General features: G+C 52.3%; 26 protein-coding genes. 15 read left to right on the plus strand and 11 right to left on the minus strand.

Annotation, left to right across the window (positions count from 1 at the left end; genetic code table 11):
- Positions 1–7: 7 nt before the first annotated feature.
- The 3 genes from ppa to C1N56_RS02085 all read right to left on the minus strand — a co-directional run bounded on the left by ppa (position 8) and on the right by C1N56_RS02085 (position 1569).
- Positions 8–538, minus strand: coding sequence for an inorganic diphosphatase (gene ppa, locus C1N56_RS02075; RefSeq protein WP_021509737.1), 531 nt, complete (start codon positions 536–538; stop codon positions 8–10).
- Between the two features lie 100 nt (positions 539–638).
- Positions 639–1088 carry a DUF441 domain-containing protein gene (locus C1N56_RS02080; RefSeq protein ID WP_021509736.1) on the minus strand — a complete coding sequence of 150 codons (450 nt, stop codon included), beginning with the start codon at positions 1086–1088 and terminating at the stop codon, positions 639–641.
- A gap of 67 nt (positions 1089–1155) precedes the next feature.
- The gene (locus C1N56_RS02085) at positions 1156–1569 is read right to left on the minus strand and encodes a lysozyme inhibitor LprI family protein (RefSeq protein ID WP_059012325.1); all 414 of its coding nucleotides are present in this window, start codon (positions 1567–1569) and stop codon (positions 1156–1158) included.
- 172 nt (positions 1570–1741) lie between these two features.
- Here C1N56_RS02085 and C1N56_RS02090 point away from each other — a divergent pair, with 172 nt between their 5' ends.
- Entirely contained in the window at positions 1742–3292 is a 1551-nt protein-coding gene (locus C1N56_RS02090) for a methyl-accepting chemotaxis protein (RefSeq protein WP_394517440.1), read from the plus strand.
- 70 nt (positions 3293–3362) lie between these two features.
- Here C1N56_RS02090 and C1N56_RS02095 read toward each other — a convergent pair whose 3' ends face one another.
- Genes C1N56_RS02095 through C1N56_RS02110 form a run of 4 tightly spaced genes read right to left on the minus strand, consistent with a single transcriptional unit; the run spans position 3363 to position 8547 of the window.
- On the minus strand, positions 3363–4319 hold the full coding sequence (locus tag C1N56_RS02095; protein WP_394517041.1) for a hypothetical protein: 957 nt from the start codon (positions 4317–4319) through the stop codon (positions 3363–3365).
- Positions 4320–4331: 12 nt separating this feature from the next.
- Entirely contained in the window at positions 4332–5456 is a 1125-nt protein-coding gene (locus tag C1N56_RS02100; RefSeq protein ID WP_394517042.1) for a DUF3696 domain-containing protein, read from the minus strand.
- A complete protein-coding gene (locus C1N56_RS02105) occupies positions 5449–7380 on the minus strand; it encodes a DUF262 domain-containing protein (protein WP_394517043.1) in 1932 nt (643 codons plus the stop codon). The genes C1N56_RS02100 and C1N56_RS02105 overlap by 8 nt, the downstream gene beginning before the upstream one ends.
- Positions 7381–7413: 33 nt before the next feature.
- Positions 7414–8547: a DNA cytosine methyltransferase gene (locus C1N56_RS02110; RefSeq protein WP_394517044.1), complete on the minus strand. Its 1134-nt coding sequence runs from the start codon at positions 8545–8547 to the stop codon at positions 7414–7416.
- A gap of 603 nt (positions 8548–9150) precedes the next feature.
- Between C1N56_RS02110 and C1N56_RS02115 the strand changes: the two genes are divergently transcribed.
- Positions 9151–9414: a helix-turn-helix domain-containing protein gene (locus C1N56_RS02115; protein ID WP_021509732.1), complete on the plus strand. Its 264-nt coding sequence runs from the start codon at positions 9151–9153 to the stop codon at positions 9412–9414.
- Between the two features lie 176 nt (positions 9415–9590).
- On the opposite strand, the gene fbp is transcribed toward C1N56_RS02115, so the two are convergent.
- Entirely contained in the window at positions 9591–10598 is a 1008-nt protein-coding gene (fbp, locus tag C1N56_RS02120) for a class 1 fructose-bisphosphatase (protein ID WP_021509731.1), read from the minus strand.
- A gap of 168 nt (positions 10599–10766) precedes the next feature.
- Here fbp and mpl point away from each other — a divergent pair, with 168 nt between their 5' ends.
- The gene (gene mpl, locus C1N56_RS02125) at positions 10767–12122 is read left to right on the plus strand and encodes a UDP-N-acetylmuramate:L-alanyl-gamma-D-glutamyl-meso-diaminopimelate ligase (RefSeq protein WP_166712150.1); all 1356 of its coding nucleotides are present in this window, start codon (positions 10767–10769) and stop codon (positions 12120–12122) included.
- Positions 12123–12369: 247 nt separating this feature from the next.
- On the opposite strand, the gene yjgA is transcribed toward mpl, so the two are convergent.
- A complete protein-coding gene (gene yjgA / locus C1N56_RS02130; protein ID WP_058759857.1) occupies positions 12370–12912 on the minus strand; it encodes a ribosome biogenesis factor YjgA in 543 nt (180 codons plus the stop codon).
- A gap of 115 nt (positions 12913–13027) precedes the next feature.
- Between yjgA and pmbA the strand changes: the two genes are divergently transcribed.
- The 11 genes from pmbA to C1N56_RS02185 all read left to right on the plus strand — a co-directional run bounded on the left by pmbA (position 13028) and on the right by C1N56_RS02185 (position 22566).
- Positions 13028–14368, plus strand: coding sequence for a metalloprotease PmbA (gene pmbA, locus C1N56_RS02135; protein WP_058775743.1), 1341 nt, complete (start codon positions 13028–13030; stop codon positions 14366–14368).
- A gap of 72 nt (positions 14369–14440) precedes the next feature.
- Positions 14441–14827 (plus strand): cytochrome b562, encoded by a 387-nt coding sequence (gene cybC / locus C1N56_RS02140; RefSeq protein ID WP_058775744.1) that lies wholly within the window; start codon positions 14441–14443, stop codon positions 14825–14827.
- A gap of 263 nt (positions 14828–15090) precedes the next feature.
- A complete protein-coding gene (locus tag C1N56_RS02145; protein WP_010617110.1) occupies positions 15091–15429 on the plus strand; it encodes a glycine dehydrogenase in 339 nt (112 codons plus the stop codon).
- Positions 15430–15448: 19 nt separating this feature from the next.
- Entirely contained in the window at positions 15449–15805 is a 357-nt protein-coding gene (locus C1N56_RS02150; RefSeq protein WP_021509727.1) for an SFCGS family glycine-rich protein, read from the plus strand.
- 2 nt (positions 15806–15807) lie between these two features.
- Positions 15808–16104 carry a DUF4312 family protein gene (locus tag C1N56_RS02155; protein WP_021509726.1) on the plus strand — a complete coding sequence of 99 codons (297 nt, stop codon included), beginning with the start codon at positions 15808–15810 and terminating at the stop codon, positions 16102–16104.
- A gap of 25 nt (positions 16105–16129) precedes the next feature.
- The gene (locus tag C1N56_RS02160; RefSeq protein WP_021509725.1) at positions 16130–16906 is read left to right on the plus strand and encodes a DUF4311 domain-containing protein; all 777 of its coding nucleotides are present in this window, start codon (positions 16130–16132) and stop codon (positions 16904–16906) included.
- 12 nt (positions 16907–16918) lie between these two features.
- Complete coding sequence (locus tag C1N56_RS02165; protein ID WP_021509724.1) at positions 16919–17566, plus strand: DUF4310 family protein; 648 nt, start codon at positions 16919–16921, stop codon at positions 17564–17566.
- Positions 17567–17658: 92 nt separating this feature from the next.
- Entirely contained in the window at positions 17659–18792 is a 1134-nt protein-coding gene (locus C1N56_RS02170; RefSeq protein WP_241798589.1) for an amidohydrolase/deacetylase family metallohydrolase, read from the plus strand.
- Positions 18776–19897, plus strand: coding sequence for a DgaE family pyridoxal phosphate-dependent ammonia lyase (locus C1N56_RS02175; protein WP_152390407.1), 1122 nt, complete (start codon positions 18776–18778; stop codon positions 19895–19897). Before C1N56_RS02170 ends, C1N56_RS02175 begins: the two co-directional genes overlap by 17 nt.
- Positions 19894–20631 carry a 2-dehydro-3-deoxy-phosphogluconate aldolase gene (locus tag C1N56_RS02180; protein ID WP_059012418.1) on the plus strand — a complete coding sequence of 246 codons (738 nt, stop codon included), beginning with the start codon at positions 19894–19896 and terminating at the stop codon, positions 20629–20631. The genes C1N56_RS02175 and C1N56_RS02180 overlap by 4 nt, the downstream gene beginning before the upstream one ends.
- A 24-nt stretch (positions 20632–20655) precedes the next feature.
- Positions 20656–22566 (plus strand): BglG family transcription antiterminator, encoded by a 1911-nt coding sequence (locus C1N56_RS02185; protein ID WP_348879830.1) that lies wholly within the window; start codon positions 20656–20658, stop codon positions 22564–22566.
- A gap of 206 nt (positions 22567–22772) precedes the next feature.
- On the opposite strand, the gene C1N56_RS02190 is transcribed toward C1N56_RS02185, so the two are convergent.
- Positions 22773–23672, minus strand: coding sequence for a LysR family transcriptional regulator (locus tag C1N56_RS02190; protein WP_021509719.1), 900 nt, complete (start codon positions 23670–23672; stop codon positions 22773–22775).
- A gap of 129 nt (positions 23673–23801) precedes the next feature.
- Here C1N56_RS02190 and C1N56_RS02195 point away from each other — a divergent pair, with 129 nt between their 5' ends.
- On the plus strand, positions 23802–24503 hold the full coding sequence (locus tag C1N56_RS02195) for a pirin family protein (protein ID WP_031280148.1): 702 nt from the start codon (positions 23802–23804) through the stop codon (positions 24501–24503).
- 30 nt (positions 24504–24533) lie between these two features.
- Here the strand turns inward: C1N56_RS02195 and dolP are convergent, their stop codons facing one another.
- Positions 24534–25106 (minus strand): division/outer membrane stress-associated lipid-binding lipoprotein, encoded by a 573-nt coding sequence (gene dolP / locus C1N56_RS02200; RefSeq protein ID WP_021509717.1) that lies wholly within the window; start codon positions 25104–25106, stop codon positions 24534–24536.
- Position 25107: the final 1 nt, after the last annotated feature.

Below are 25107 nucleotides of genomic sequence, written 5' to 3' on the forward strand. Positions count from 1 at the left end.
AGAAAACTTACTTCTTCTGTGCGCGCTCGAAAGAGGAGATGATTTCAGCTTTAGCCGCTTCCGCGTTGTCCCAGCCGTCAACCTTCACCCATTTGCCTTTTTCCAGATCTTTGTAGTGCTCAAAGAAGTGGGTGATCTGCGCTTTCAGCAGTTCTGGCAGGTCGTTCACATCTTTAATGTGATCGTACTCTTTGCTCAGCTTGGTGTGCGGAACCGCAACCAGTTTGGCATCTTCACCTGATTCGTCGGTCATCTTCAGCACGCCTACCGGACGGCAGCGGATCACTGAACCTGGCTGCAGCGGATACGGGGTTGGCACCAGCACGTCAACCGGGTCACCATCCAGAGACAGCGTGTGGTTGATGTAACCGTAGTTGCACGGATAGAACATGGCGGTAGACATGAAACGGTCTACAAACAGGGCGCCAGACTCTTTGTCCACTTCATATTTGATCGGATCGGCGTTGGCCGGGATCTCGATGACGACATAGATATCTTCTGGCAGATCTTTACCTGCAGGCACCTGGTTCAAACTCATCTGGCTTTCCTTCATTAGTCGTAAGTTGAGTGACGGCTATTATAGCCAACTGACTCTGAAAGTATGCCCCCTTTTTGGCGTTTCGGAATGGTCCAGCAGGCTACTTCGTGGTGACAAACAGCGACACAATCCCTGCCGCGATGAGCGGCCCGACCGGCACGCCGCGAAAGAACGCCACACCAATCACCGTGCCAATCAGCAACCCGCCAATCACCGACGGCTGCACGCTCATTAAACTGACGCCGCGACCGCCGAGCCAGGCAACAAACACGCCAACGATAATCGCCACAATGGATTGCCAGTTAGCAAAGGATTTCAGCAGCGACGAGGCCGGCAGCGTGCCGCTTGCCAGCGGTGCCATGACGGCCACGGTGAGAATAATGATACCAATCTGGATGCCCTGCTTTTCGACATAGGGAAAGAACTGTGCCAGCGGCGTGAGCTTAATCACCAGCAGGATGAGAATCGAAATGGTGACGGCGCTGTTGTGGACGAAGTAGCTCAGGATGGCGAGGCAGATAAGAATGAGGGTCGAGGCGTAGGCAGCCATGGTTTCTCCGTGAATAATGGGCGCGCTGACCGTGGCCAGCGCTGAGCGTGTTTAACGCCCCCATTTATCAACAATCATCGGGATTGGCGCAACTGCCTTTGTTGATTGATTGCAGCATCAGCGCCTGGTTGCGCACCAGACTGACGCCCTGCGCGCCCACTGACAGCGCCGCCATGGAGCCCTGACTGCTGAGGAAATAGCTGCGGCTGGCATCGGTCCAGCTATCACGGTAGGCCAGCCAGGCGCGCTGCGCATTGCGCAGTTTGTCTTTGGGCTCACCGGTTAATTTCTTCATCAGCTGACTATATTGCGCATTCATCTCTTTGTCCCACGCCTTATTGGCCGTGCTGTAGCACTGCGACATGCCGGTGGTGCTGGACTCTTTATTCAGGCATTGATTGAGCTGCTGATCGATAGGGTTTTGCTGTGCCATTGCCACGCTGGACGCGAACAGACAGGCAAGCGGAAGCCATTTTTTCATCGTTACATTCCTTGCTTTTAGCGCTACGAACTTCAGGAAATCTGAAGCGTAGATGATCGTAATCAGGTTGACCATCAATGAAGGATAAAGTTTCCCCCGGTCACTGCCGATAATCTCTCCGTTTTAGGGCTACTGGATTCTCCCTTTTTTAAAGCGCACGGGAATTATCATGATCACACAGCTATCTATACGCACGGCTTTACTCTCTCTTCTGGCCTTTATGACGCTGCTGCTGCTGGCAGTGAGCGGTATGGGCATCTACGCCATCAATTCCGGCAACCAGTCACTTGACGCCATCAACCGTATTCAGGGCATTGAACTTAACAGCCTGTATCAGAGCAACGCCGATCTGATGCGTGCCCGCGCCAGCGCCGCGCTGGCGGTGCGCAAAATCGAAATCGGCCTGCTGGACGAGGGCGCGACCGTTAGCAAACAGGCGCAGGCGGATGTCGCCAGCTCGCAACGCCATCTGACCGCGTTTATTGATGCCGGTACCGTTACCGCGCAGGGCAAAAGCCTCGCCGATGCGGTCGCGGCCGCGTTCAGCGCGTATCAGAAAGGCGCCATGGCACCCATGATGGATGCGCTGCAAAAGCAGTATACCGATGAGTATTACCAGGTGCTGGAAGGCAACCTGTCGCAGCTGGCGGCTAACTATTCGAAGGCAGTGAACGACTTCAGCCTGTATGCCGACGAGGTCTCTGCCGCACGTCTGGCGGCAGCGGCGCACAATGAACTGCAGATGAAGATCATGATTGGTGTCGCCGTCGCGCTGACCCTGTTGCTGATTGCACTGGCCTGGCTGCTGCTGCGCCGCGCGCTGCTGCGTCCGCTGGACGGGGCGATCCAGCATCTGGAGCAGATTGCAGCCGGCGATTTGTCGCAGCCGCTGCCGGCAGCGGCCAATAACGAAATCGGCCGTCTGAACCAGGCGCTGACGGGAATGCAGCTGGCGCTGCGCAACTCGGTCAGCCAGGTGCGTGAAGCCAGCCTGCAGATTGACGTCGGCAGCCGCGAGCTGTCCGCGGGCACGGTGCATCTGTCGCAGCGCACGGAGGAGTCGGCGGCCTCGCTGGAGCAGACTGCCGCCAGCATGGAGCAGCTCACGGCCACCGTCCGGCTTAACGCCAGCAACGCGCAGCAGGCCAATCAGCTGGCCAGTAGCGTGTCGGATACTGCCGATCGCGGTGCAGAAGTGGTGTGCTACGTGATGGAGAAGATGCGTGAGATCACCCACAGCTCCGATCGGATCGCCGATATTCTCAGCGTGATCGACGGCATTGCGTTCCAGACCAACATCCTGGCGCTCAACGCCTCGGTGGAAGCGGCGCGTGCCGGTGAGCAGGGGCGCGGTTTTGCCGTGGTTGCCAACGAAGTGCGCACCCTGGCCGGGCGCAGCGCCAGCGCCGCCAAAGAGATTCGTGAGTTGATCAGCGAATCACAGACGCGGGTCAAAGAGGGCAGCGACATGGCCACGCGCGCCGGCGAAACCATGGATGAGATCTCCAGTGAAGTGATGCGGGTGACCGCGCTAATGAAAGAGATCTCCATCGCCTCGGAAGAGCAGAGCCGCGGCATTGAGCAGGTCAATCAGGCGGTGACGCAGATGGATGAAGCCGCGCAGCAAAACGCCGCGCTGGTGGAGCAGGCCAGTGCCGCTACGCAGTCGCTGGAAGCGCAGTCGCAGCAGTTGCAGGCATCTATGGCACAGTTTTGTTTTTAAAAGAAACATAATTTAGCTACCAAGGTAAAATATTACCTTGGTAGTTTACGGAAGATGTTGATTTTTTAAATTATATCTTGTTATTTTTTATTGGGAGGTGGCATCCGATATGAGCGACCTTAATGAACTTCCTTTTATTATTTTCATCATATTTCAACCCAAAATATAAACGCAAAAAATCTTCATTATTATCTCTGATGTTTTTATCATTCCAATTTATTTTGAGGTGGTATTCACAGTTGATTTTAATAATCTTTCCATCATTGTTGAACTGGAAAAATGGTTTGTTTTTTCCTTGCCTAGTACATGGAAATTGTTTTCCAAAATCTGCTGTGATACCAGCAATAATTAACAAATCTTCTTCGTTTTTTTGAGGGTCTTTAGAAATGAGGTTGTGAGCTTTGTTAAGAGTGTTTAGGCATATTAAAATTGAAAAAATGTAATCCAGATATGTGCCTCTTTTAATTGTGTTTAAAGTTGATACTATTTGAGGATGAAATTCAATGTTATAAAAATTTTCGATGCACAGCTCAATAAAATTTGCTTCGTCAGTTTGTACACTTGCTATAAATGAAGCATTCCTTTGTAAAGTATCTAAGCAAGAATCTGTGTGTTTTTCCTCGGTTATATTAGGCCACAAAAGGTTTTTTGAACAAAATGCATAGTTCCTGGGGAAGGTATATTCATTTTGGTTTGTTATTTTATCCAAAGATGATGTCGTGTAAAGATGAGATTTGTAAGGGCCAATGGCTTTCTCAATAAGGGTTAAATAATAAGCATAAATGCTATCATCATAGTCTGCAGCACTGAGTAATTTATATTCTAATGAGATTTCATTTTCTTCGGGCGAGCTATATTCTACAATGTCACTCATGCAAATTACTTCAATTTTACTCCATTCGGCATACTCATTTATCTTATATTTTAATTCTTCTAATGCATCAGTGATCTCATCAAAGCTACTTTCTCCATCTAATAAAGATAAGCTATATCCGCTAATATGTATTTGAGAGATGTTCTTTTCCATGGATTAAGATCCTCAATCGTCTATGCCTTTGATGATTACTTTTAAATCTTTTGATTGTTGATCAAAAAAACCTTGAGGCCACTCTGATAGCTCACCTTTTTCACCAACATCAATAGTTTTGATTTCTCCCTCACCTATTTTGTTGGAAGAAATGTAATGCAATTTAAAATCTTCTTTTCGATAAGTATGATTGGTTCTAGAAACAACACGTATTCCATTTATTAAATGATCACTATGAGTTTCAATTATTACTTGTACGCCCGCAAGCGAAGCCAAGGCGATCAAACGGCCTAAGTAGCTTTGTCCCCGAGGATGCAAGTGAGCTTCGGGATTTTCAATTATAACAATGCCACCAGGCTTGGTTACTAATAAAGCTAATACCGCACTTAGAACATAACTTAATCCAAAACCCATATTTGATGGAGATGTTTTTCCAGAGCTTACTTGGAAAGTAGCATGGCTAATTTTAGCCTCATCAACTACAGACGAATCCATAATAAAATTTGGCGTTATCTCAGACATCCAATAATTTAAATTTCTACGTATTGTTGACCCATCTTCAGCTTTATGATGATTGCGGGGATCTTTTGATGGAAGCCTTTCTTTGGATTCTTTAATTGATGAGAATATTTCGTAAGAATACTGCCCTTTTGTACCAAGCCAAAATAAAGATTTCTTTTTTTTGTTGATGTTAAAGTAACTTCTTGGCCCAAATCTCTCTGCTTCTATGAATTGAAAACCATTCTTAATGAAATAGTTTGTTGTAATTTTTTCTCTAAAGTCTCCATTGAAATTTACAGCTACTAAAGAGTTACTATTAAAAGTGTGACCCGATGTGTTAGAGGCCGACCACTGCATAACCATCCTTTGTGAAAGGTCAAAATGTAGGGATATACTTAATAGATCATCAGAGTCATCTGCAAATCTACAGAAGATATCCTTAAAAGTGCCTAAGTCTATCAAGTCTCCGCTTATTTCTAAACTCTCTGAAAATTCACTTTGGAACGCCATTCCTACAGCTTGTATGGCTGTGCTTTTTCCTACAGAATTACTACCGCAGAAGATTGTTAGTTTGGAGAATTTTATTTCTGCACTTTTATAACATTTAAAGTTTTTTAAGATTACTCTCTCAAGCATTTTGATCTCCGAGCATTGGTTGAATATTTATGGCGCATCCAGTTGAAACTAACAGGATTTGAAGTATTGATTCAAACCGATAAAGAATGGTAGTTCTTTTTCCTGTTGAACTTGATAAAGAGTAGTTCAGTCCTCTATTTGTATTTTCATATGATGGGCTGTTCCATTTCGCGTAATCGGTTGAGTCATCTGCAATAGCATCATAAAGTTTATTTATGAATATATCTTTATTTTCTCTAAGTTTTAATAAATTAGCATCGTCAATATTAGAAAAAATTGTCACAAATAATTCGAATAAGGGTTTACTGATTGGATCTTTTTTTGTGCTATTTTGCTGTTTTTTAAACGCATCGCGTCCGAAAATTTCCATGCTAACTCTTAGGCCTTTTTCGAACCTGCGAGTTAACTCTGTTATTTCTTGAGAATCAGAGTGATACGTGATGTCATCGTCATTTTCAACTTTTTTAAAAGTTTGTTTATTTATCCATTTCATTGTAGAAGAAAGGAATGAGTCATATCTATTATAATTAAAATTACTATATCCAAACAATATAAAAGAAAGAGCACCTAAACATAACTCAAGATCTTTTTGCCTTTTGTCATTTATAGTGTAGGTTGTTGCATTTAAAAACAAGCTACTTGTAGCCAAATATCTTAAATAGAAAACGCTCGAGCCAAAGTTGATTGCAGACCTTATTTCTTGATCGCTTAATTTTACTCCATATGTGTTAATGCGATGAAATAATTCAATAATGAATCTATTTGAGTCATCACTTTCCTGTAATTCGATAACATAAGCCGTGATTTCAAACTCTCTCAAAATACGTGTATATGAACGGCTAAACTCTTGGAAGGTTAATCCATTCATTTCGTAAACAGATGAGCTTTTCTCTAATTTGAGAGGAAACTTGTTTCTCATAAAATCTTGAACAGTTGTTATTCTTTGTAAGCCATCAATAACAACCCAAACATCGTCCTCTCTTTCTCCAAAGTAAAAGATTGGTAATGGTAATTGCATCAGAATTGATTCTATTAATTTCGATTTTTTGTCATCACTCCAAATTCTATCTTTCCTTTGATATTCTGGTTGTATTTCAATTTCATCGTATAATAATCTATCATATAATAAAGCTAAGCTTGGAGTTTGGCGACGAATATTAGGCACCTTTAAGGAAAACTTGGCTTCACTATTCTCTTCGTCCGTATTAATATGATACGAATCCTCTCCGGAATCAATGCCGGTAATTTGAGGGATGTCAATTATGTCAGACATCTCGACAGCATTAATATCAAAATTATCTAAGTTGTAAATATTATTTTTTTTATTACTTGAAAACTTAGTTGCTTCAATTTCAGTAAGTATTTTATCGAAATCATCCGTTACAGTTTTAATATTGGTGTTAGACAAAATACCTGGGGACAGTGCGTGTAAATTATCTATTTCTTTCTTAAAATTGCGAATATTTTTTTCAACTTGATAGGCAAGTTCTATATAATCAAGCCGTTTACTACTATTGATAACTCTTTTAGCTTTTGGTTGATCTACTTGATTTAGTTCTTCGATAGTTCCTGGAGCTTTATATGACTCAGGAACATAAAATAAGAATGTTTTTTTATTATAATGGAAAAAATAAATTTTTGCCAAATTAGCTGCAATGGTTTGAATTTGACTTAAAACCATCCCATCTAATTTTATTGAGTCTTCAATGCAACAATAATTCTTTGATTTTATCTCATCAAAGAAAATCTCAAAAAACTTAAGGTTGCGAGTTGTTACACTCTCACGATTAAATGTTTTAATTAAAATTTTATTATTGTCATTATCTATTTCAGTAATCATAAATGCTCTTTCTTTTTGAGAAAGGGGCGTTAAATTCAGACCTACCAATGATTTTAACTCATCAATTGTCAAGGTGTTAAGCATATCAATCCTCTTCTATTAAGGTTTATAAAACTCTTATTTTATAATATTAAAAAGGAAAGTTTTAATATCGTTGGCGATTGTTCTTGACATCAAATAAGGAACACCATTTCCGATGGTTTTGAACATATCACTTAGGGACATATCTTGAGGTAATTCAAAATCTTTAGGCATAGATTGAATGGCCAAGGCTTCAGAAGCACTGAGCCTTCTTTCTTTATATGGATGAAGATGAACTTCATTGTTTCCATAAGCAGTAGTTGGAGAATAACGCCAGCGATGAAGTCGTTTAAAAGATTTTCTACTGACGTCTCCTTCATCAATGTTTTGAAACTTTGCCAATCCTTGTTTCGGTTTAAAAAAGTGTATGGAATTAGGATGATTGGTTACATCATTTTTATTGAACCAATGCTCAACGGTTAATTCATTGAACTTCTCTAGAGTGTTCGGAATATTTTTAACGCTGTCTTTAATGAAAACCTCTTTACCTGGCCAGACATCTTTCTGAGGGATTTTATCAGATGTGTAGGTTAAATTTTCTTTCCAGTTAAAAGGAAGTGGTGAATTTGAATTTTTTTCGTTATGTAATAAATTTTTATGTACACCAAAAAGCATTATTCTATCCCTATTTTGAGGAACGCCATACTCTAAGGCATTAGCCAAATGATTTGTCAGAGAATAGTCTCTATCTCTTAAAATATTAAGCATTTCATCATAAAACTTTCTATGCTTTTCAGTTTTCCATAATCCTTTAACATTTTCTAAAAGAAAGAAGTCTGGTTTATGTAAGGAGATTAATTCAATGTATTCTTTTGTGAGGCGACCATTGTCACCGATATGGCCTTTGTTTTTTCCACCATTCGAAAAATCCGGACATGGAGGACCGCCAATGAACCCAACAAGTGATGAACCTTTAGTTGTCATCACTAATTTCCCCAAATGTTCTATTTTATTCCCGTATATGTATTCTTCTATACTTTCGAGATTATAACCGAACTGGGGGGGCTGCATACCCATTTTTTTTCTTGAGTAAGAATAGGCATTGAGAAATGCTTGATGATTTTCATTTACAAAAACTATATTAAATCCGCTTTTTTCAAACCCCAGATCTAAAAAACCTGATCCAGAAAAAAATGAGAAAATGGAAATGTTAGGATGTGTTGTTTTCATGGTAGTGCTCAATATTCAAATTGCTACCATTATATCTTTTTAGAACAACAGAAACAATTATTGATTTTTCCATATAACCTATTGTTTTTTAAGCTCTTTTATAAGTTAATCATTTTTTTTGTAAAAAGTATATTTTTTCAATTAGGTGGGATGTTAATGATGAACTGTAAAATAATTCTTTATAATATATAGGTTGCGTTGAGTTAATTGAAGTGTACATTTGTTTTATTATAAACAGTGCTTTGTAATGAGTTTTGATTTTTTCTGTAATTTAATATAAATGCAGCTAACTCATTATCAGCTCCATATGAATGCGAGAGGGTGTACCTCAGCCACTTATTTTATTATATCTGCCCCATAAACACTTTTTCAAAACGATTGATAAATATGTTCGCGAAAAAGTGCATCTATAGCAGAAGCAATCCCTAGCTTTATTGCGAAATAAAGTTTTTCTGATTCGCCTGTTTCAGGCGTCGACAAAAAGTGTCTTGCAGCGAGGAGGTCGGTTTCATGACTACGAGAATCGTAGATTTAGCGCTTGTCAGATACTACGAGTAACGTAGTATCGTTACGGGAATGGATAAGCGAACTAAGGAGAGTTGCGTGAATAATGCGAAGTCAGACTGGCATCCGGCCGATATCATTGCGGCGCTGCGTAAAAAGGGAACCTCAATGGCGGCGTTATCCCGACAGGCCGGATTATGTTCCACCACGTTAGCCAACGCGCTGGCGCGTCCGTGGCCGAAAGGGGAATTAATTATTGCCGAAGCAATTGGTATTTCGCCGGCTGAGATCTGGCCGAGTCGTTATTATGCGGAGAATGGTGAATTAATTAATCGTCAGGCAAGAATCAGAAATAAAAAATAAGTAAGCCTGGGCAACGGCGTAGTGCCGATTTAATTGCAATTAATCTCTGTATGCCGGTGCGCATAAATGCGCACCCAACATAAACCGTGCCATTAACCTGTAGGGTCGCCATTAATGGCGACCGAAAATCATTTACTGACAGGCTTCACACGCAGGCATTTTAAATGCCCACTTACTTACGCCTGATGTTCGTCCGGGAACTCACGCATAAAGCGTTCAACGTCGTCGACCATCGCATCATTACCGCAGAAGAACGGGCAGCGCTGGTGCAGCGTTTCCGGCTGAATATCGAGGATACGGTTTTTACCGTCGCTGGCTTTACCGCCCGCCTGTTCGGCGAGGAAGGCCATCGGGTTGCACTCATACAGCAGGCGCAGCTTGCCTTTCGGGTGGCTGGCGGTGCTGGGATAGAGATAAATGCCGCCTTTCAGCAGGTTGCGGTGGAAATCCGCCACCAGCGAACCGATGTAGCGCGAGGTGTAAGGGCGCTTCGTAGATACATCTTCTTCCTGGCAGAACTTCAGGTACTTTTTCACGCCCTGCGGGAAGCGGATGTAATTCCCTTCGTTGATCGAGTAGGTGTAGCCTTTTTCCGGGAAGGTCATGCGTTCGTGGCTCAGGCAGAACACGCCGAGCGACGGATCGTAAGTGAAGGCATGAACGCCCACGCCAGTGGTGTACACCATCATGGTTGAGGAACCGTACACCACGTAACCTGCGGCAACCTGCTTGTGGCCCGGTTGCATGAAATCGGCTTCGGTGATTGGCGTGCCTGGCTCACTAATACGATGATAAATCGAGAAAATGGTGCCGACGGAAACGTTAACGTCGATGTTCGAAGAACCATCCAGCGGGTCCATCAATACTACATACTTACCGTTCTCCGAACCTTCAAAGATGACAAACTCATCTTCTTCTTCGGAAGCAATCCCCGCGACCACACCGCGCGCCTTCAGTGCCGCTTTCAGCTTTTCGTTAGCGAACAGATCCAGCTTCATCTGCTGCTCACCCTGCACGTTCTCTACGCCGCTGGCACCGAGAATATCCACCAGACCCGCTTTGTTGATGTCGCGGTGGATGATTTTTGCGCCCAGCTTGATGGAGGAAATCAGCGCCGTCAGTTCACCTGTGGCGTGAGGAAAGTCGTGTTGCTTCTCGACGATGAATTCGCCTAACGTTTTCATAACACATTCCCTGAATCTACGATGGAGTGGCAGCAGCTGTAACAAGCTACCAACGTATGCGTACGCAGTTTAGCCGATTGAACTTCAAAAACCATAGTCCTAATCCGTTTCTTCCCTCCGGACTCGGCGTTACACTGTGCGCCGAACTTTTGAGTAATGGATCTTTTTATGCGCATTCACATCCTTGGGATTTGTGGCACTTTTATGGGCGGACTGGCGATGCTGGCCCGCTCGCTCGGACACGAAGTGACCGGTTCAGATGCCAATGTCTATCCGCCGATGAGCACGCTGCTGCAACAGCAAGGCATTGAATTAACAGAAGGTTACGACGCCTCGCAGCTGGAGCCGGCACCGGATCTGGTGATCATCGGCAACGCCATGACGCGCGGCAACCCGTGCGTGGAAGCGGTGCTGGAACGCAACATTCCTTACCTCTCCGGACCGCAATGGCTGCATGATTTCGTGCTGCGCGATCGCTGGGTGCTGGCGGTGGCCGGTACCCATGGCAAAACCACCACAGCCGGCATGGCAGCGTGGATTCTCGAGGCCTGCGGCCTGGAACCGGGCTTTATTATTGGTGGGGTGCCGGGTAACTTCGACGTATCGGCAAAATTAGGAAAAAGTCCATTCTTCGTCATCGAGGCGGATGAGTACGACTGCGCGTTTTTCGACAAGCGTTCCAAGTTTGTACATTACTGCCCGCGCACCCTGATCCTCAATAATCTTGAGTTCGATCATGCCGACATCTTCGACGATCTGCGGGCGATCCAGAAGCAGTTCCACCATCTGGTGCGCATCGTGCCGGGTCAGGGCAAGATCCTGCTGCCGGAACACGATCACAATATTAAGCAGGTGATGGCGATGGGCTGCTGGAGCGAGCAGGAGAGCGTGGGCGATAACGGCCGCTGGCAGGCGAAGAAGCTGGTGCCGGATGCCTCGCGCTGGGAAGCGTGGCTCGACGGTGAGAAAGTGGCGGAAGTGAACTGGGCGCTGGTCGGCGAACACAACATGCACAACGGCCTGATGGCGATTGCCGCCGCACGTCACGTTGGCGTGAAGCCGTGCGATGCCGGAGAGGCGCTGAACAGCTTCATTAACGCGCGTCGTCGCCTCGAGCTACGCGGCGAAGTGAACGCGATTAAGGTGTATGACGATTTTGCCCATCACCCAACGGCGATTCTCGCTACGCTGGCGGCGCTGCGCAGTAAAGTCGGCGGTACCGCACGCATTCTGGCGGTGCTTGAGCCGCGCTCTAATACCATGAAGATGGGCGTGAGCAAGAACGAACTGGCTCCTTCGTTAGGGCGTGCCGATGAGGTATTCCTGTTCCAGCCGCACCACATTCCGTGGCAGGTCGCGGACGTTGCGGAAGCCTGCATTCAGCCGGCGCACTGGAGCGCGGACATTGATACGCTGGTGGAGATGGTGGCTAAAGCGGCGCAGCCGGGTGATTCGATTCTGGTGATGAGCAACGGCGGCTTTGGCGGGATTCATCAGAAACTGCTGGAGCGGTTAGGTAAGTAATGCGTGGCCGGTTAAGGCCGGCCCTGGAAGAGAGGCGATCTGCCCTCATCCCAGCCTTCTCCCGCAGGCGGGAGAAGGGGCCGTCCGGTGCGGACGTCACATTCAGCGCTCGTCCTCCGCTACCTCAGCACAATGCTTCAGCTACCCCAACACTGCGCTTCAGCTACCTCAGCACTGCGCTTTAGATTCCCTCTCCCGCCTGCGGGAGAGGGTTAGGGTGAGGGCAGGGCAACCGTCCGCAGCGGACTTACGCTTCAGCCAGCTCGCGCAGGTACTGGAAAATCTGGCGGGCGGCTTTTGGCGGCTTACTGGCGGCTTTCTCTTTCTGCGCGTTGCGGATCATACTGCGCAGCTGCTGACGGTCGGCGTGCGGATAGAGATTCAGCACTTCCGCCACCGCGTCATCACCCTGTTCAATCAGCCGATCGCGCAGCTGCTCCAGCTTATGGAACAGCGCAACCTGCTGGTTGTGGCGGTTCTTCAGCTTATCCAGCGCCAGGCGGATTGGCTCTTCGTCGCGCTGACGCAGCATTTTACCAATCAGCTGCAGCTGGCGGCGGCGGCCTTCCTTCTTAATGCGCTGCGCCAGTTCAATGGCGTCACGCAGCTGTTCATCAAGCGGGATCTTATCCAGGGAGTTTTTCCCTAAATCCACTAACTCGGCGCCCAGGCGTTTCAGCTCCTCGGCGTCGCGTTTAATTTCACTTTTACTGACCCAGATAATCTCTTCGTCTTCTTCTTCCTGATTATCCGGCACATCGTCGAGCCAGTCTTCGGGCTGCTTCGTCATCTGTTGGCTCCCTAAAAAAAGAGGCTAATCCTACCAGTTTATCGGGCGACTGCGAAATTGTTCTCTGAGTCTGATAGACTCAATAAATTCATACTTAAGATTAGACGGCAGGTCGATGAACGTATCTACTCAGGTTGCAGAACAACGTAAAGTGTTGGAACAGGCTGTCGCGCAGGCGCTGGAACTGGCGCAAGCCAGCACCGACGGAGCAGAAGTGGCGGTCACCAAAACCACCGGAATCGGTGTCAGTACCCGCTACGGCGAAGTGGAAAACGTCGAATTCAACAGCGATGGCGCGCTTGGCATCACCGTCTATCACCAAAACCGCAAAGGCAGTGCTTCCTCGACCGATCTCAGCCCGGACGCGATTAAACGCACCGTGCAGGCGGCGATCGATATCGCGCGCTACACCTCGCCCGATCCCTGTGCTGCGCCGGCCGAGCGCGATCTGCTGGCGTTCGAGGCGCCGGATCTCGATCTCTATCACCCGTGGGAGATCGACGCCGATCGCGCCATTGAGCTGGCCGCCCAGGCCGAGCAGGCCGCACTGCAGGCTGATAAGCGCATCACCAATACCGAAGGGGGCAGCTTTAACAGCCACGTCGGTATCAAAGTCTTTGGTAACAGCCACGGCATGCTGCAGAGCTACTGCTCGAGCCGGCATTCGCTGTCGAGCTGCGTCATTGCCGAGCACAACGGTGATATGGAGCGCGACTACGCCTACACCATTGGTCGCGCGATGGGCGATCTGCAAAGCGCCGACTGGGTGGGCGCGGAGTGCGCGCGCCGCGTGCTGGCACGTCTTTCGCCGCGTAAGCTGCCGACCATGAAAGCGCCGGTGCTGTTTGCGCCGGAAGTGGCCACCGGCCTGTTCGGCCATCTGGTGGGCATGATCAGCGGCAGCAGCGTTTACCGTAAATCCACCTTCCTGCTTGACGCGCTGGGCCAGCAAATTCTGCCGTCGTGGCTGACGATTGAAGAAAAACCGCATCTGCTGAAAGGGCTGGCCTCGACGCCGTTTGATAGCGAAGGCGTACGCACCGAAGCGCGCGAAATCGTGAAAGATGGCGTGCTGCAGAACTGGCTGCTGACCAGCTATTCGGCGCGTAAGCTCGGCCTGCAAAGCACCGGCCACGCGGGCGGCATTCATAACTGGCGCATCGCCGGTCAGGGCCACAGCTTTGACGATCTGGTGAAGCAGATGGGGCGCGGTTTGATCGTTACCGAGATGATGGGTTCCAGCGTCAGCGCCATGACCGGCGACTACTCGCGCGGTGCGGCTGGCTTCTGGGTTGAAAACGGTGAAATTCAATACCCTGTGAGCGAGATCACAATTGCGGGCAACCTCAAAGATATGTGGCTCAATATGGTAACGGTCGGTAACGACATTGAAACGCGCAGCAATATACAATGCGGATCGGTGCTGCTGCCGGAGATGAAAATCGCCGGACAATAAAGACATCGCTTGATGAAAGCAGCCCACAGCGGCTGCTTTTTTTTCGCCTGATAATAATTAAAGGAAAACGTTATGCGTAAGCATGTGATTGCAATGTTGTCTTTGTCGTTACTGTTCTCCTCGGCCAGCCTGTTCGCGGCTGACCTGGAGCAGGATATGGATACCCTGAAAGACGGGCTGAGCGTAGTGAAGAAAACCTCTGACGCGCAGGAAATGCACACTGCACTGGGCAAGATGCGGGCTGCGGCGCAGGATGCGAAAAAATCCACGCCGGAGAAACTGGAAGGTCAGGGCGCTGACAGCGCACAGATCAAGGATTACCACGCCGGTCTGGACTCACTGATTGCCCAGATCGACGTTGTCGACCAGCTGGCGCAGGCCAACAAGCTGGACGAGGCGAAAACCGAAGCGAAGAAACTGGAAGATATCCGTAACGCCAACCATAAGAAATTCCGCTGATAAACCGGGCCAGCCTGCAGGCTGGCCTTATTCCTGCCGCAGCCTTGCGTCATTCCACCGTTTTTATCCCGCTTTTTACCTCATTTCACGCATTTCGTGAGCGATCTCGCATAGTTCGTGCATCGTGCGATCTGGCGCACAGTCGCCCGTGGGATTTCCACTTTGAGGTGGAAATGTTGCGTCTCCACACCGCCAGGCGGACAGCGTAATTTCTTCTCAACGCGAATTATCTGACATTGTCCGCTGTAAACAGGAGTAACAAGGTGAGGAGTGATGCTGTCCCGCTGAAACCGAGCACGCCGGAGGCAATCCAGGCGCTGGCGGATAAGGTGATGAATCAAATCGCGGCGCTGTATGCCGCGCACCACATTGCAGCCAATGCGGTGCAACAGCAAATGCTGGCCTCACATGTCCGCGCCATGGCGGCTCGCTCTCTCACCGGAGAGGCGCTGCCGGACGTCGAAGCCGAACTGTTTGAGGACATCTCGCCTGAGACCATGGCGCTGGCGCAGCAGGTGGTGGATCTGTTTGGCAATTTGCCTGTCGAAGAAGCCTGGCTGCTGTCGGTGCATATCGAAGTGGCGAAATCGAACGAAGCATGAATTGAGAGAGGAACGGAATATGGTAACGGTAGTGATTGGCGATCGTCTGGGTAAAGGACAGAAAGTGGCAGCTGGCGTGGAAAAAGCCGGCGGCCGGGCAGTAGTGGTGCCGGGCGTGGCGGCGGATATGAAACTGGGCGATGTGATGAAGGCGGAAAACGCTGATTTCGGCATCTCCTTCTGCGGCAGCGGCGGTGCCGGTGCCATCACCGCGCAGAACAAGTACGGCTACAAAGCCAAACACGGCATGCGTTCGGTTGACGAAGGGGTAACCGCCATCAACGAAGGTGCCACCGTGCTCGGTTTTGGCTTCATGGATAAAGAAGAGCTGGGTGAGCGTCTGGTGCAGGCCTGGAATAAAAAACACGGCAGCTAAGCATGAAACAACAGTATGAGACGCAGGTCACGGTGCAGGGCAAAGGCGACAGCAAAGCAAAAGCCTTCGCCGATGCGCTCAGCAAGGTGCAGCAGCAGGTGCTGCGCACCAGCCAGAAAATTCTGTTGCGCATTGAACCGCTCGATGTGCGGGTGCTGCGCGCGCAGGAGAGCGTGCGGAAGGAGAAATTTCTGTTCTTCTTCCTCGCGCGTGAACGGCGGAATTACAGCGTGGAGCTGGAAATTACTGTCAGCGTCACTGTGATCGACACCGAGAGCGTGACCTTCACAGCAACGTAAGAATAACGACAACAAGGGTAACAATATGTTTTTAATCATTTTGTTTAAGTCGTTGATCATCGGTGGATTAGTCGGCGTGGGCGTTGGAGCGGGCGCGGCGCGCATGTTCCACGCGCCCGTCACGCAGGGGATGGGTGCCTTCCGTACGCTGGGCGAGCTCAACTCCTGCGAGGGCGATCCGGCTTCGCACTTCTCCTTTGGTCTCGGCTTCTTCTTTAACGCCTGGGCATCCTCCGTTGCCGCGGGCTCCTTCACGCAGGATGTGGATCACCGCATTCTGCCGAACTGGGGCGCGGCCGCACTGATGGTAAAGAACCGCAACGTCGCGGAAACGCTGCATAACCCGAAGCGCATGGCGATTGCCTGCGGCATCATCGGCATGATCGTGGTGGCCTTCCTGAACAGTACCGCTTCTGCCGTACCGGCTGCGCTGCAGGTGACCGCGGTAAAAGTGCTGGTGCCGGCGGCGAATCTGCTGGTGAACACGGTGATGCCGGTGATCTTCTGGCTGGCGGCGATAGATGCCGGTAAGAAATCGGGCTTCTGGGCAACCATTTTTGGTGGTCTGGCGCAGTTGATCATGGGTAACGCCGTGCCGGGTCTGGTGCTGGGCATTCTGATCGGTAAAGGCGTGGAAGAGAGCGGCTGGAACAAAGTCACCAAAGTGATGATGGCTGCGATTGTCCTGCTGTTTGTGCTGAGCGGCTTCTTCCGTGGCTTCGATGTGAAACTGCTGCAATCCTTCCAGCTCGGCATCCCTGGCTGGCTGGACATGATCCACAACAGCCTGAGTGGCAAATAAGGAGCCTTCAGTATGAACGAGAACGAAAACAAAGGGTTCTGGTACGCCGACTGGTCTTTTCCGCTGTTTGTCGGCCTGCTCTCCTCCGGCGTATTCGCCGGGACGCACATGTACTACCTGTACGGCATCGGTGCTTTTAACGAAGTGGCATTCGTTTCGATGCTGCGCTCCGGCATGGAGACCGGCGTGTACGGTGCGGTGGCGGCGTTTGGTGCCAGCTTCTTGTTTGCGCGCATCATTGAAGGCTCGCTGGTAGGGATTCTGGATATCGGCGGCGCGATTCAGACCGGCGTCGGCCTCGGTGTGCCAGCGCTGCTGCTGGGAGCCGGTATCGTGTTTCCGGTGGCGAACTTTGCCGCCTCGCTGGCAACCGGGCTGGTGATTGGCGTGGCGATTGGCTACGTGATTATCCTTGCACGCAAATTCACCATCAACCAGAGCGATTCCACCTACGGCGCGGACGTAATGATGGGCGCCGGGAATGCCTCCGGTCGCTTCCTTGGTCCACTGATTATTCTGTCCGCTATGGCGGCGTCGATTCCGATCGGCCTCGGTTCGCTGGTCGGTGCACTGCTGTTTTACCTGTGGAACAAGCCGATTACCGGCGGCGCAATTCTCGGTGCCATGGTGCTCGGCGCTATCTTCCCGGTTTCGCTGTAAGCGCGAAATGGCTGCACAATCCCGTAGCGGCGCGATTTATCGCGCAATAAATTGCGCCGCTACGGCATGTGCGCTCTGTAAATGGGGGTTTTATGTTTGATCTGATTCTGCGCCGCGCGCGTCTGTGTGATGAACAGCTGGTGGATATCGCGATTCGCGCCGGCAAAATCGCGGCGGTCGGTAAGGTGGACGGCGCAGCGCAACAGGAGCGCGATCTCGGCGGCCGCTACTACGTCAGCGCCGGCTGGATTGACAGCCACGTACACTGCTATCCCAAATCACCGATTTACCACGACGAAGCCGACGCGATTGGCGTGGCGCAGGGCGTCACCACCGTGGTGGATGCGGGCAGCACCGGTGCCGATCACATCGACGACTTTTATCAGCTGACGCGCAGCGCGAAGACCGAAGTGCGCGCGCTGATCAACATCTCGCGCACCGGCATCGTCACGCAGAACGAGCTGGCCGACATGGCGCAGATCGATGGCGAAGCGGTGGTGCAGGCGGTACAGCGTCGCCCGGACTTTATTGTCGGCCTGAAGGCACGCATGAGCAGCAGCGTGGTCGGCGACAACGGCATTCAGCCGCTGGTGCGCGCCAAAGCCATTCAGCAGGCGGCGGGCAATCTGCCGCTGATGGTGCACATCGGTAACAACCCGCCGGTGCTGGAGGAGATAGCCGCGCTGCTCACTTCCGGCGACATCATCACTCACTGCTTCAACGGCAAGCCGAACCGCATTCTGTCACCGCAGGGCGAGCTGAAAGCGGCGGTTAAGCAGGCGATCGCGCGCGGCGTGAAGCTGGATATCGGCCACGGCAGCGCCAGCTTCAGTTTTGCGGTGGCGCGCGAGGCGATTGCCCAGGGCATTCTGCCGGACACCATCAGCTCCGATATCTATTGTCGCAACCGCATCAACGGCCCGGTGCACAGCCTGGCGCACGTGATGTCGAAATTTTTCTCCATCGGCATGACGCTGCCGCAGGTGATCGCCTGCGTCACCGTTAATGCCGCAGCGGGTCTGCATCTGGCCGGTAAAGGGCATCTTACCGCCGGTTATGACGCCGATCTGACCATTTTTACCGTCAAAGAGGAAGCCCGCCCGTTCGTCGATGCTGAAGGCGAACGGGTAACGGGTGAGCAACATTTGCTGCCGCTGGCCGTGGTGATCGCGGGCCAGTGGCATCTGACTGAGGAAGGGAAAGCGCATCATGTCTTCGATTTATGAGAAATATGACCTGAAACAGGTGATCAACGCCTCCGGCCGTATGACCATTCTCGGCGTGTCGACGCCGTCCGCCGACGTGGTGGATACCGTCAGCTACGGCCTCAATCACTACTTTGAGATCAAAGATCTGGTCAACAAAACCGGTGCCTACATCGCGCGCCTGCTGGAAGTCGAAAACGCGGTGGTGGTGTCCTGCGCCTCGTCCGGTATTGCCCAGTGCGTAGCGGCGGTGATCGTCAAAGATAACGACTGGTTGCTGGATAACCTGCACGCCGCGCCGCTCAGCGTGCCGCACGACATTGTGGTGCCGAAAGGCCATAACGTGAACTACGGCGCGCCGGTGGGTAGCATGGTGGCGCTGGGCGGCGGACGCCTGATTGAGGCCGGTTACAGCAATGAGTGCTCGCCAGAACAGCTGGCGGCGGCCATCACGCCGACCACCGCGGCGCTGCTGTACGTCAAGTCGCATCACTGTGTGCAGAAAAGCCATCTCAGCGTCGAACAGGCGGCAGTAGTCGCGCGCAAACACGGTATTCCGCTGATTGTCGATGCGGCGGCCGAAGAGGATTTGCAGTGCTATTACCAGATGGGCGCCGACCTGGTGATCTACAGCGGTGCCAAAGCCATTGAAGGGCCAACCAGCGGCCTGGTGATTGGCCGCAGCCAGTACGTCGAGTGGGTGAAACGCCAGAGCAACGGCATTGGCCGCGCGATGAAAGTTGGCAAAGAGGGCATTCTCGGTCTGACTCAGGCGATTGAAAACTATCTGCTGCAGAGCAAAACCAGCGGTGCCGACATGGTGGCGAAGATGACGCCCTTTATCGATAACCTCAACACGCTGAACGGCGTCAGCGCGCGCGTGGTGTGGGATGCGGCCGGTCGTGATATCGCCCGCGCCGAGATCAAATTTGATGAAGCGGTGACGGGCTGGCCAACCGGCGAGCTGGTGCAGGCGCTGAAAAACGGCGACATCGCCATCTATTTCCGCGGCTATAAAGCCAACGAAGGCATTATCGAAGCGGATGTGCGCAGCGTCAGCGCGGAACAGCTGCACATCATCTTTAGCCGCATCCAGGCGCTGCTCAGCGGAGGAAAACGCGCATGAATCTTAACCCCAATTTCTATCAGGGCCGTCTGTGCCTCAACGTGCTGGCCGGTTCAAAGCAGAATGCGCAGGCGATCTGGCAGGCGGCAGAAGGGCATGTGCTGGTCGGCGTTTTGTCGAAGAACTATGCCTCGAATGAGGCCGCGATTGCCGATATGCGCGAGTATGCGGCGCTGATTGATAATGCGCTGTCGGTCGGGCTGGGCGCGGGCGACCCGAATCAGTCGGCGATGGTCAGTGAAATCTCGGCAGAACTGCAGCCGCAGCACGTTAATCAGGTCTTTACCGGCGTGGCCACCAGCCGCGCGCTGCTCGGACAGCCACACACCATCGTGAACGGTCTGGTTTCACCAACCGGCACGCCGGGCAAGGTGAAAATCTCCACCGGTCCGCGCAGTTCGCAGGCGGCGGACGGTATTGTGCCGATCGCCACGGCGATCGCCATGCTGCAGGATATGGGCGGCAGTTCGGTGAAGTATTTCCCGATGGGCGGCCTGAAAGCGGTGGAGGAGTATCGCGCGGTGGCGGACGCCTGTGCGCGCCATGATTTCTGGCTGGAGCCGACCGGCGGTATCGATCTTAGTAATTTCGAAGAGATCGTGCGGATTGCTCTGGAGGCCGGGGTCAGTAAAGTCATCCCGCACGTTTACAGCTCGATCATTGATAGCGCCAGCGGCGACACGCGCATTGACGATGTGCGTCAGCTTCTGGCAACGTGCAAGAAACTGCTGTAACAAATGAGTAACAGGTGAGGCTCCGTGAGATTTCCCAATCAGCGTTTAGCTCAACTCTTCGCGGCGCTGCAAAGCGAAACGCTGCCACAGGATGAGCTGGCGCGGCGTTTTTCCGTTTCAACGCGCACGGTGCGCACCGACATCACCGCGCTCAATGCGCTGCTGGAACAGCACGGCGCTCAGTTCGTGCTGGCGCGCGGCGCGGGCTATCAGCTAAAAATCGACGACGCGGTGCGCTTCGGCCGCCTGCAGCAGGAGAGTGCGGCACCGCTGCGGGTGCCGCGCACCTCGCAGGATCGGGTGCGCTATTTGCTGAGCCGCTTTCTCACCGCTGCGTATTCGCTCAAGCTGGAAGATCTGTCGGAAGAGTGGTTCGTCAGCCGCGCCACGCTGCAGAGTGACATGGCGGAAGTGCGCGAGTGGCTGGGCCGCTATCATCTCAACATCGAAACCAAGCCGCGCTACGGTATGAAACTGTTTGGCAGCGAGGCGGCGATTCGCACCTGCCTGACCGATCTGCTGTGGCAAATCGACCAGCAGACGCCGGACAGCCCGCTGCTGACGGTCGAGGCGCTGCACAGCGGCATGCTGGTGCAGCTGCAACCGCTGCTGGCGCAGTGCTTTACGCAGCACGCCATCCGGCTGAGCGATGAAGGCGAGCGCTACCTGCTGATTTACTGCGCGGTGGCGGTGCGCCGCATCAGCGAAGGCTTCCCGCTCAGCGATCCCGGCGCGGAGGATGTTGGCGAGGAGATACGCGAGGCGGCGCACGATCTGGTTAATCTGATGCGTCCGCTGGTGGGCAAAGGCATCTCGCAGGCGGAAGAGAACTGGCTGCGCGTTAATATTGCGGCGCGGCAGATTCAGGCGCTGGCCCCCAGCACCATCAACGCCGATGACGCGGATGCGCTGGTGGATTACCTGCTTAACTACATCAACACCCATTACAACTACCGGCTGCAGCAGGATGAGCAGCTGCGCGCCGATCTGCTCACGCACATCAAAACCATGATCACTCGCGTGCGCTATCAAATCCACATTCCCAATCCGCTGCTGAGTAACATCAAGCAGCACTATCCGATGGCCTACGATGTAACGCTGGCGGCCGTCACCAGCTGGGGCAAATACACGCCGTATACCATCAGCGAAAACGAGATTGGCTTTCTGGTGCTGCACATCGGCGTCGGGCTGGAGCGACATTACGATGTCGGCTACCAGCGACACCCGCAGGTGTTGCTGGTCTGCGACAGCGGCAACTCCACGCTGCGCATGATCGAGGCGCTGCTGCTGCGCAAATACCCGCAGCTGGTGGTGACGGCGCGGCTGTCGCAGCGTGACTACGAAGTGCGTGCGCACATTGATGAAGATTTTGTTATTTCAACCGCGCGGCTCAGCGAGAAGAACAAGCCGGTAGTGATGATGTCGCCATTCCCTACGGAGTTTCAGCTGGAACAGCTCGGCAAGCTGGTGCTGGTGGACCGCACCCGGCCTTACATGCTGGAGAAGTACTTCGACGCGCAGCATTTCATGGTGCTCGACCGGCCGATGAGCCAGTCGGCGCTGTTCCGCCTGCTGTGCGATCGGCTCGAGACGGAGGGCTATGTCGATGCTGATTTTTATCCTTCGGTTGAAGAGCGTGAAGCGATTGTCAGTACCATGCTGGGCGAAGGGATCGCGCTGCCACACTCGCTGGGATTACTGGCTAAAAAAACCGTGGTTTATACCGTGCTGGCACCGCACGGCGTGAGCTGGGGCGATGAGACGGCTTCGGTAATTTTTCTGCTGGCGATCAGTAAGAGTGAATACGAGGAGGCGATGGCGATTTACGATCTGTTTGTCACCTTCCTGCGCGAAAGGGCGGTGACAAGACTGCGCGACTGCGCTGATTTCGTCAGCTTTAAAGCGGTGGCGATGGATTGTCTGAGCCGGTTGTGATGGGGATGGGTGCGGTTTGTCCCTCACCCTAACCCTCTCCCGCAAGCGGGCGAGGGGACCGACCCAGCGGCGTGTGAGTTCAGGCGCTGATTCTCAGCGCCCGGTGGATTGACTGAATTCTGGCCCTCAAACCATGCCCGGACGGCTCCCTCTCCCGCGTGCGGGAGAGGGCTGGGGTGAGGGCGAAACGCCGCCAGCCCACAAAATCAGCCGCGTTTCGCCAGCAGTTTCGGAATCTCACGCAGGCACCAGGCTTTGGCTTCACCCATGCTATCGCGGCGCCACGCCATAATAATATCCACCTCACGGGTGTACTCGGCGCTGACAACACGCAGGCGGCCTTCGGCGATATCTTTCTCCACCATCGGATAGGGCATGGTCGCTACGCCGAGACCGGCCAGCAGCGCGCGGCGTTTATCATCCATGCTGCTTACCGTCAGGCGCTGCTGTTTGTCCAGCAGCTGCACCGTCAACACCGGACGTTCGCGCGCGGTGTCCGCCACGGCGATGCCGCGATACTTAACGCGCGTGACCTCGGACAGCGGCTCGGCTTCCTGATGAATCGGGTGATCCGGACTGGCAACATACACGCTCATAATGCTGTACAGCTTGCGCGTGTTGATTTCGGTGGAGGCGCGAAAATGCAAATCCGGCGCGATCACGATGTCGGCGCGCCCCTGTTCCAGTCGTTCCCACGCGCCCGCCAGCACTTCGGTGACCAGCGAAATCTGCGTATTGGCTTTCTCGGCCAGCTTCTCTACCAGCGGGAACAGCAGCTCGGTCGGGATCAGCGCTTCGGCCACGATGGTCAGATGGGTTTCCCAGCCGCGCGCCAGCGCTTCGGCATCGGTGGTGAGTTTATCGGCGGCTTCCAGCAGCACGCGGCCGCGTTCCAGCAGCATTCGCCCGACGTTGGTGAATTTGGTGCGATGGCCGGAGCGGTCAAACAGCACCACATCCAGCTCCTCTTCCAGCTTCTGCATGGTGTAGCTCAGCGCCGATGGCACGCGTCCCAGCTCGTCGGCCGCAGCGGCGAAGCTGCCGCGACGGTCAATAGCATCCATCACACGTAAAGCTTCCAGGGTTAACGCGCGCTCTTTAGCCATGCCGACTCTCTGTCAGTAAATTTGAATATGCCAGGCAGATTAACTGGCTAACAATCCGGCGTCCAGCCTTTTACCATTGACGTATAAAGCCTGTGGTGGATTCTCACCGCAGTGCGTCGGAGGTAAAGCATGATGACAACCCGCTGCGCGTCCGCATGTGGCCAGGCCGATTTCGGTTGGTTGCAGGCGCGCTATAGCTTCTCATTTGGCCACTATTTTGATCCCCAGCTGATGGGCTACGCCTCGCTGCGCGTGCTAAATCAGGAAGTGCTGGCGCCCGGTGCGGCATTTCAGCCGCGCACCTATCCGCAGGTGGATGTGCTCAACCTGGTGTTGCAGGGTGAAGCCGAATACCGCGACAGCGAAGGCAATCACCTGGTGGCGCGCGAGGGCGAAGCGATGCTGCTGTCGGCCCGCCAGGGCGTCAATTACAGCGAACACAATATCAGCAAGGATCGCCCACTGACGCGCATGCAGCTGTGGCTGGCCGCCTGTCCGGAACGGGAAAATCCGCTGCTGCAAAAACGCGCGCTGCCGCAGCAAACCCATGTGCTGATTGCGTCACCGGATGGCGCGGACGGCAGTTTGCAGCTGCGTCAGCAGGTGTGGGTACATCAGGTCACGCTGGCACCGGGCGAGCAGTACAGCCTGGCGCTGCACGGACCGCGCGCCTATTTGCAGTCGATTCACGGTGCGCTTGAGGTACGGGCCAGCAGTGCGCATCAGGAGCAGCTGCGCTGTGGCGATGGGGCGTTTGTCAGTGAAGAGGCGCAGATTACGCTGCAGGCGGAAACGCCGCTGCGTGCGCTGGTAATTGATATTCCGGTGTAAAAAAGGCGGCCCTGTTGGCCGCCTGTGGCATTATTTCAGAATGGTAAAGGCGGTGGTGACGTGCTTCACGCCGCTGACACGGCTGGCGATATCCGCTGCTGCCTTCGCTTCTTCCTGCGTTACCAGACCCAGCAGGAACACTTCCCCGTTCTCAGTGGTGACTTTCACGTTGGACGATTTCACCTGATCGCTGCCCAGCAGCTGCGAGCGGATTTTGGTGGTGATCCACGTATCTGATGAAGACGTGCCGAGGCTCACTTTCTGCCCGGTGCGAATCTCGTTATACACCTCTGTCGCGCCATCAACGCCCATGGCGATCTGTTTCGCCCGGCTGGCGAGATCGGCTGACGGTGCCTGACCGGTCAGCAGTACTTTGCCCTGATACGCGGTCACGACCACGCGCGCCTGATTTTTGATCTGCTCATCTTTTGCCAGCGCGTTAGTGACGCGCAGCTCCAGCGTGCCGTCATCAACCTGCGTGCCCACGGTACGCGGGTCGGTGGCGGTTTTGGTGGCGACCGCAGCGCCGCCGGCGACAACCGCCACGCAGCCCTGCAGCAGCATGGCGGTTAACAGAATGGCGATAGCGTTCAATGCTTTCATT

This window comes from Pantoea sp. SGAir0175 (assembly GCF_043547855.1).

Bases quoted from the DNA above. Each gene is read 5' to 3' on its own strand.
- ppa (WP_021509737.1), bottom strand. From the start codon at position 538: ATGAGTTTGAACCAGGTGCCTGCAGGTAAAGATCTGCCAGAAGATATC.
- C1N56_RS02080 (WP_021509736.1), bottom strand. From the start codon at position 1,088: ATGGCTGCCTACGCCTCGACCCTCATTCTTATCTGCCTCGCCATCCTG.
- C1N56_RS02085 (WP_059012325.1), bottom strand. From the start codon at position 1,569: ATGAAAAAATGGCTTCCGCTTGCCTGTCTGTTCGCGTCCAGCGTGGCA.
- C1N56_RS02095 (WP_394517041.1), bottom strand. From the start codon at position 4,319: ATGGAAAAGAACATCTCTCAAATACATATTAGCGGATATAGCTTATCT.
- C1N56_RS02100 (WP_394517042.1), bottom strand. From the start codon at position 5,456: ATGCTTGAGAGAGTAATCTTAAAAAACTTTAAATGTTATAAAAGTGCA.
- C1N56_RS02105 (WP_394517043.1), bottom strand. From the start codon at position 7,380: ATGCTTAACACCTTGACAATTGATGAGTTAAAATCATTGGTAGGTCTG.
- C1N56_RS02110 (WP_394517044.1), bottom strand. From the start codon at position 8,547: ATGAAAACAACACATCCTAACATTTCCATTTTCTCATTTTTTTCTGGA.
- fbp (WP_021509731.1), bottom strand. From the start codon at position 10,598: ATGAAAACGTTAGGCGAATTCATCGTCGAGAAGCAACACGACTTTCCT.
- mpl (WP_166712150.1), top strand. From the start codon at position 10,767: ATGCGCATTCACATCCTTGGGATTTGTGGCACTTTTATGGGCGGACTG.
- yjgA (WP_058759857.1), bottom strand. From the start codon at position 12,912: ATGACGAAGCAGCCCGAAGACTGGCTCGACGATGTGCCGGATAATCAG.
- pmbA (WP_058775743.1), top strand. From the start codon at position 13,028: ATGAACGTATCTACTCAGGTTGCAGAACAACGTAAAGTGTTGGAACAG.
- cybC (WP_058775744.1), top strand. From the start codon at position 14,441: ATGCGTAAGCATGTGATTGCAATGTTGTCTTTGTCGTTACTGTTCTCC.
- C1N56_RS02150 (WP_021509727.1), top strand. From the start codon at position 15,449: ATGGTAACGGTAGTGATTGGCGATCGTCTGGGTAAAGGACAGAAAGTG.
- C1N56_RS02155 (WP_021509726.1), top strand. From the start codon at position 15,808: ATGAAACAACAGTATGAGACGCAGGTCACGGTGCAGGGCAAAGGCGAC.
- C1N56_RS02160 (WP_021509725.1), top strand. From the start codon at position 16,130: ATGTTTTTAATCATTTTGTTTAAGTCGTTGATCATCGGTGGATTAGTC.
- C1N56_RS02165 (WP_021509724.1), top strand. From the start codon at position 16,919: ATGAACGAGAACGAAAACAAAGGGTTCTGGTACGCCGACTGGTCTTTT.
- C1N56_RS02170 (WP_241798589.1), top strand. From the start codon at position 17,659: ATGTTTGATCTGATTCTGCGCCGCGCGCGTCTGTGTGATGAACAGCTG.
- C1N56_RS02175 (WP_152390407.1), top strand. From the start codon at position 18,776: ATGTCTTCGATTTATGAGAAATATGACCTGAAACAGGTGATCAACGCC.
- C1N56_RS02180 (WP_059012418.1), top strand. From the start codon at position 19,894: ATGAATCTTAACCCCAATTTCTATCAGGGCCGTCTGTGCCTCAACGTG.
- C1N56_RS02190 (WP_021509719.1), bottom strand. From the start codon at position 23,672: ATGGCTAAAGAGCGCGCGTTAACCCTGGAAGCTTTACGTGTGATGGAT.
- C1N56_RS02195 (WP_031280148.1), top strand. From the start codon at position 23,802: ATGATGACAACCCGCTGCGCGTCCGCATGTGGCCAGGCCGATTTCGGT.
- dolP (WP_021509717.1), bottom strand. From the start codon at position 25,106: ATGAAAGCATTGAACGCTATCGCCATTCTGTTAACCGCCATGCTGCTG.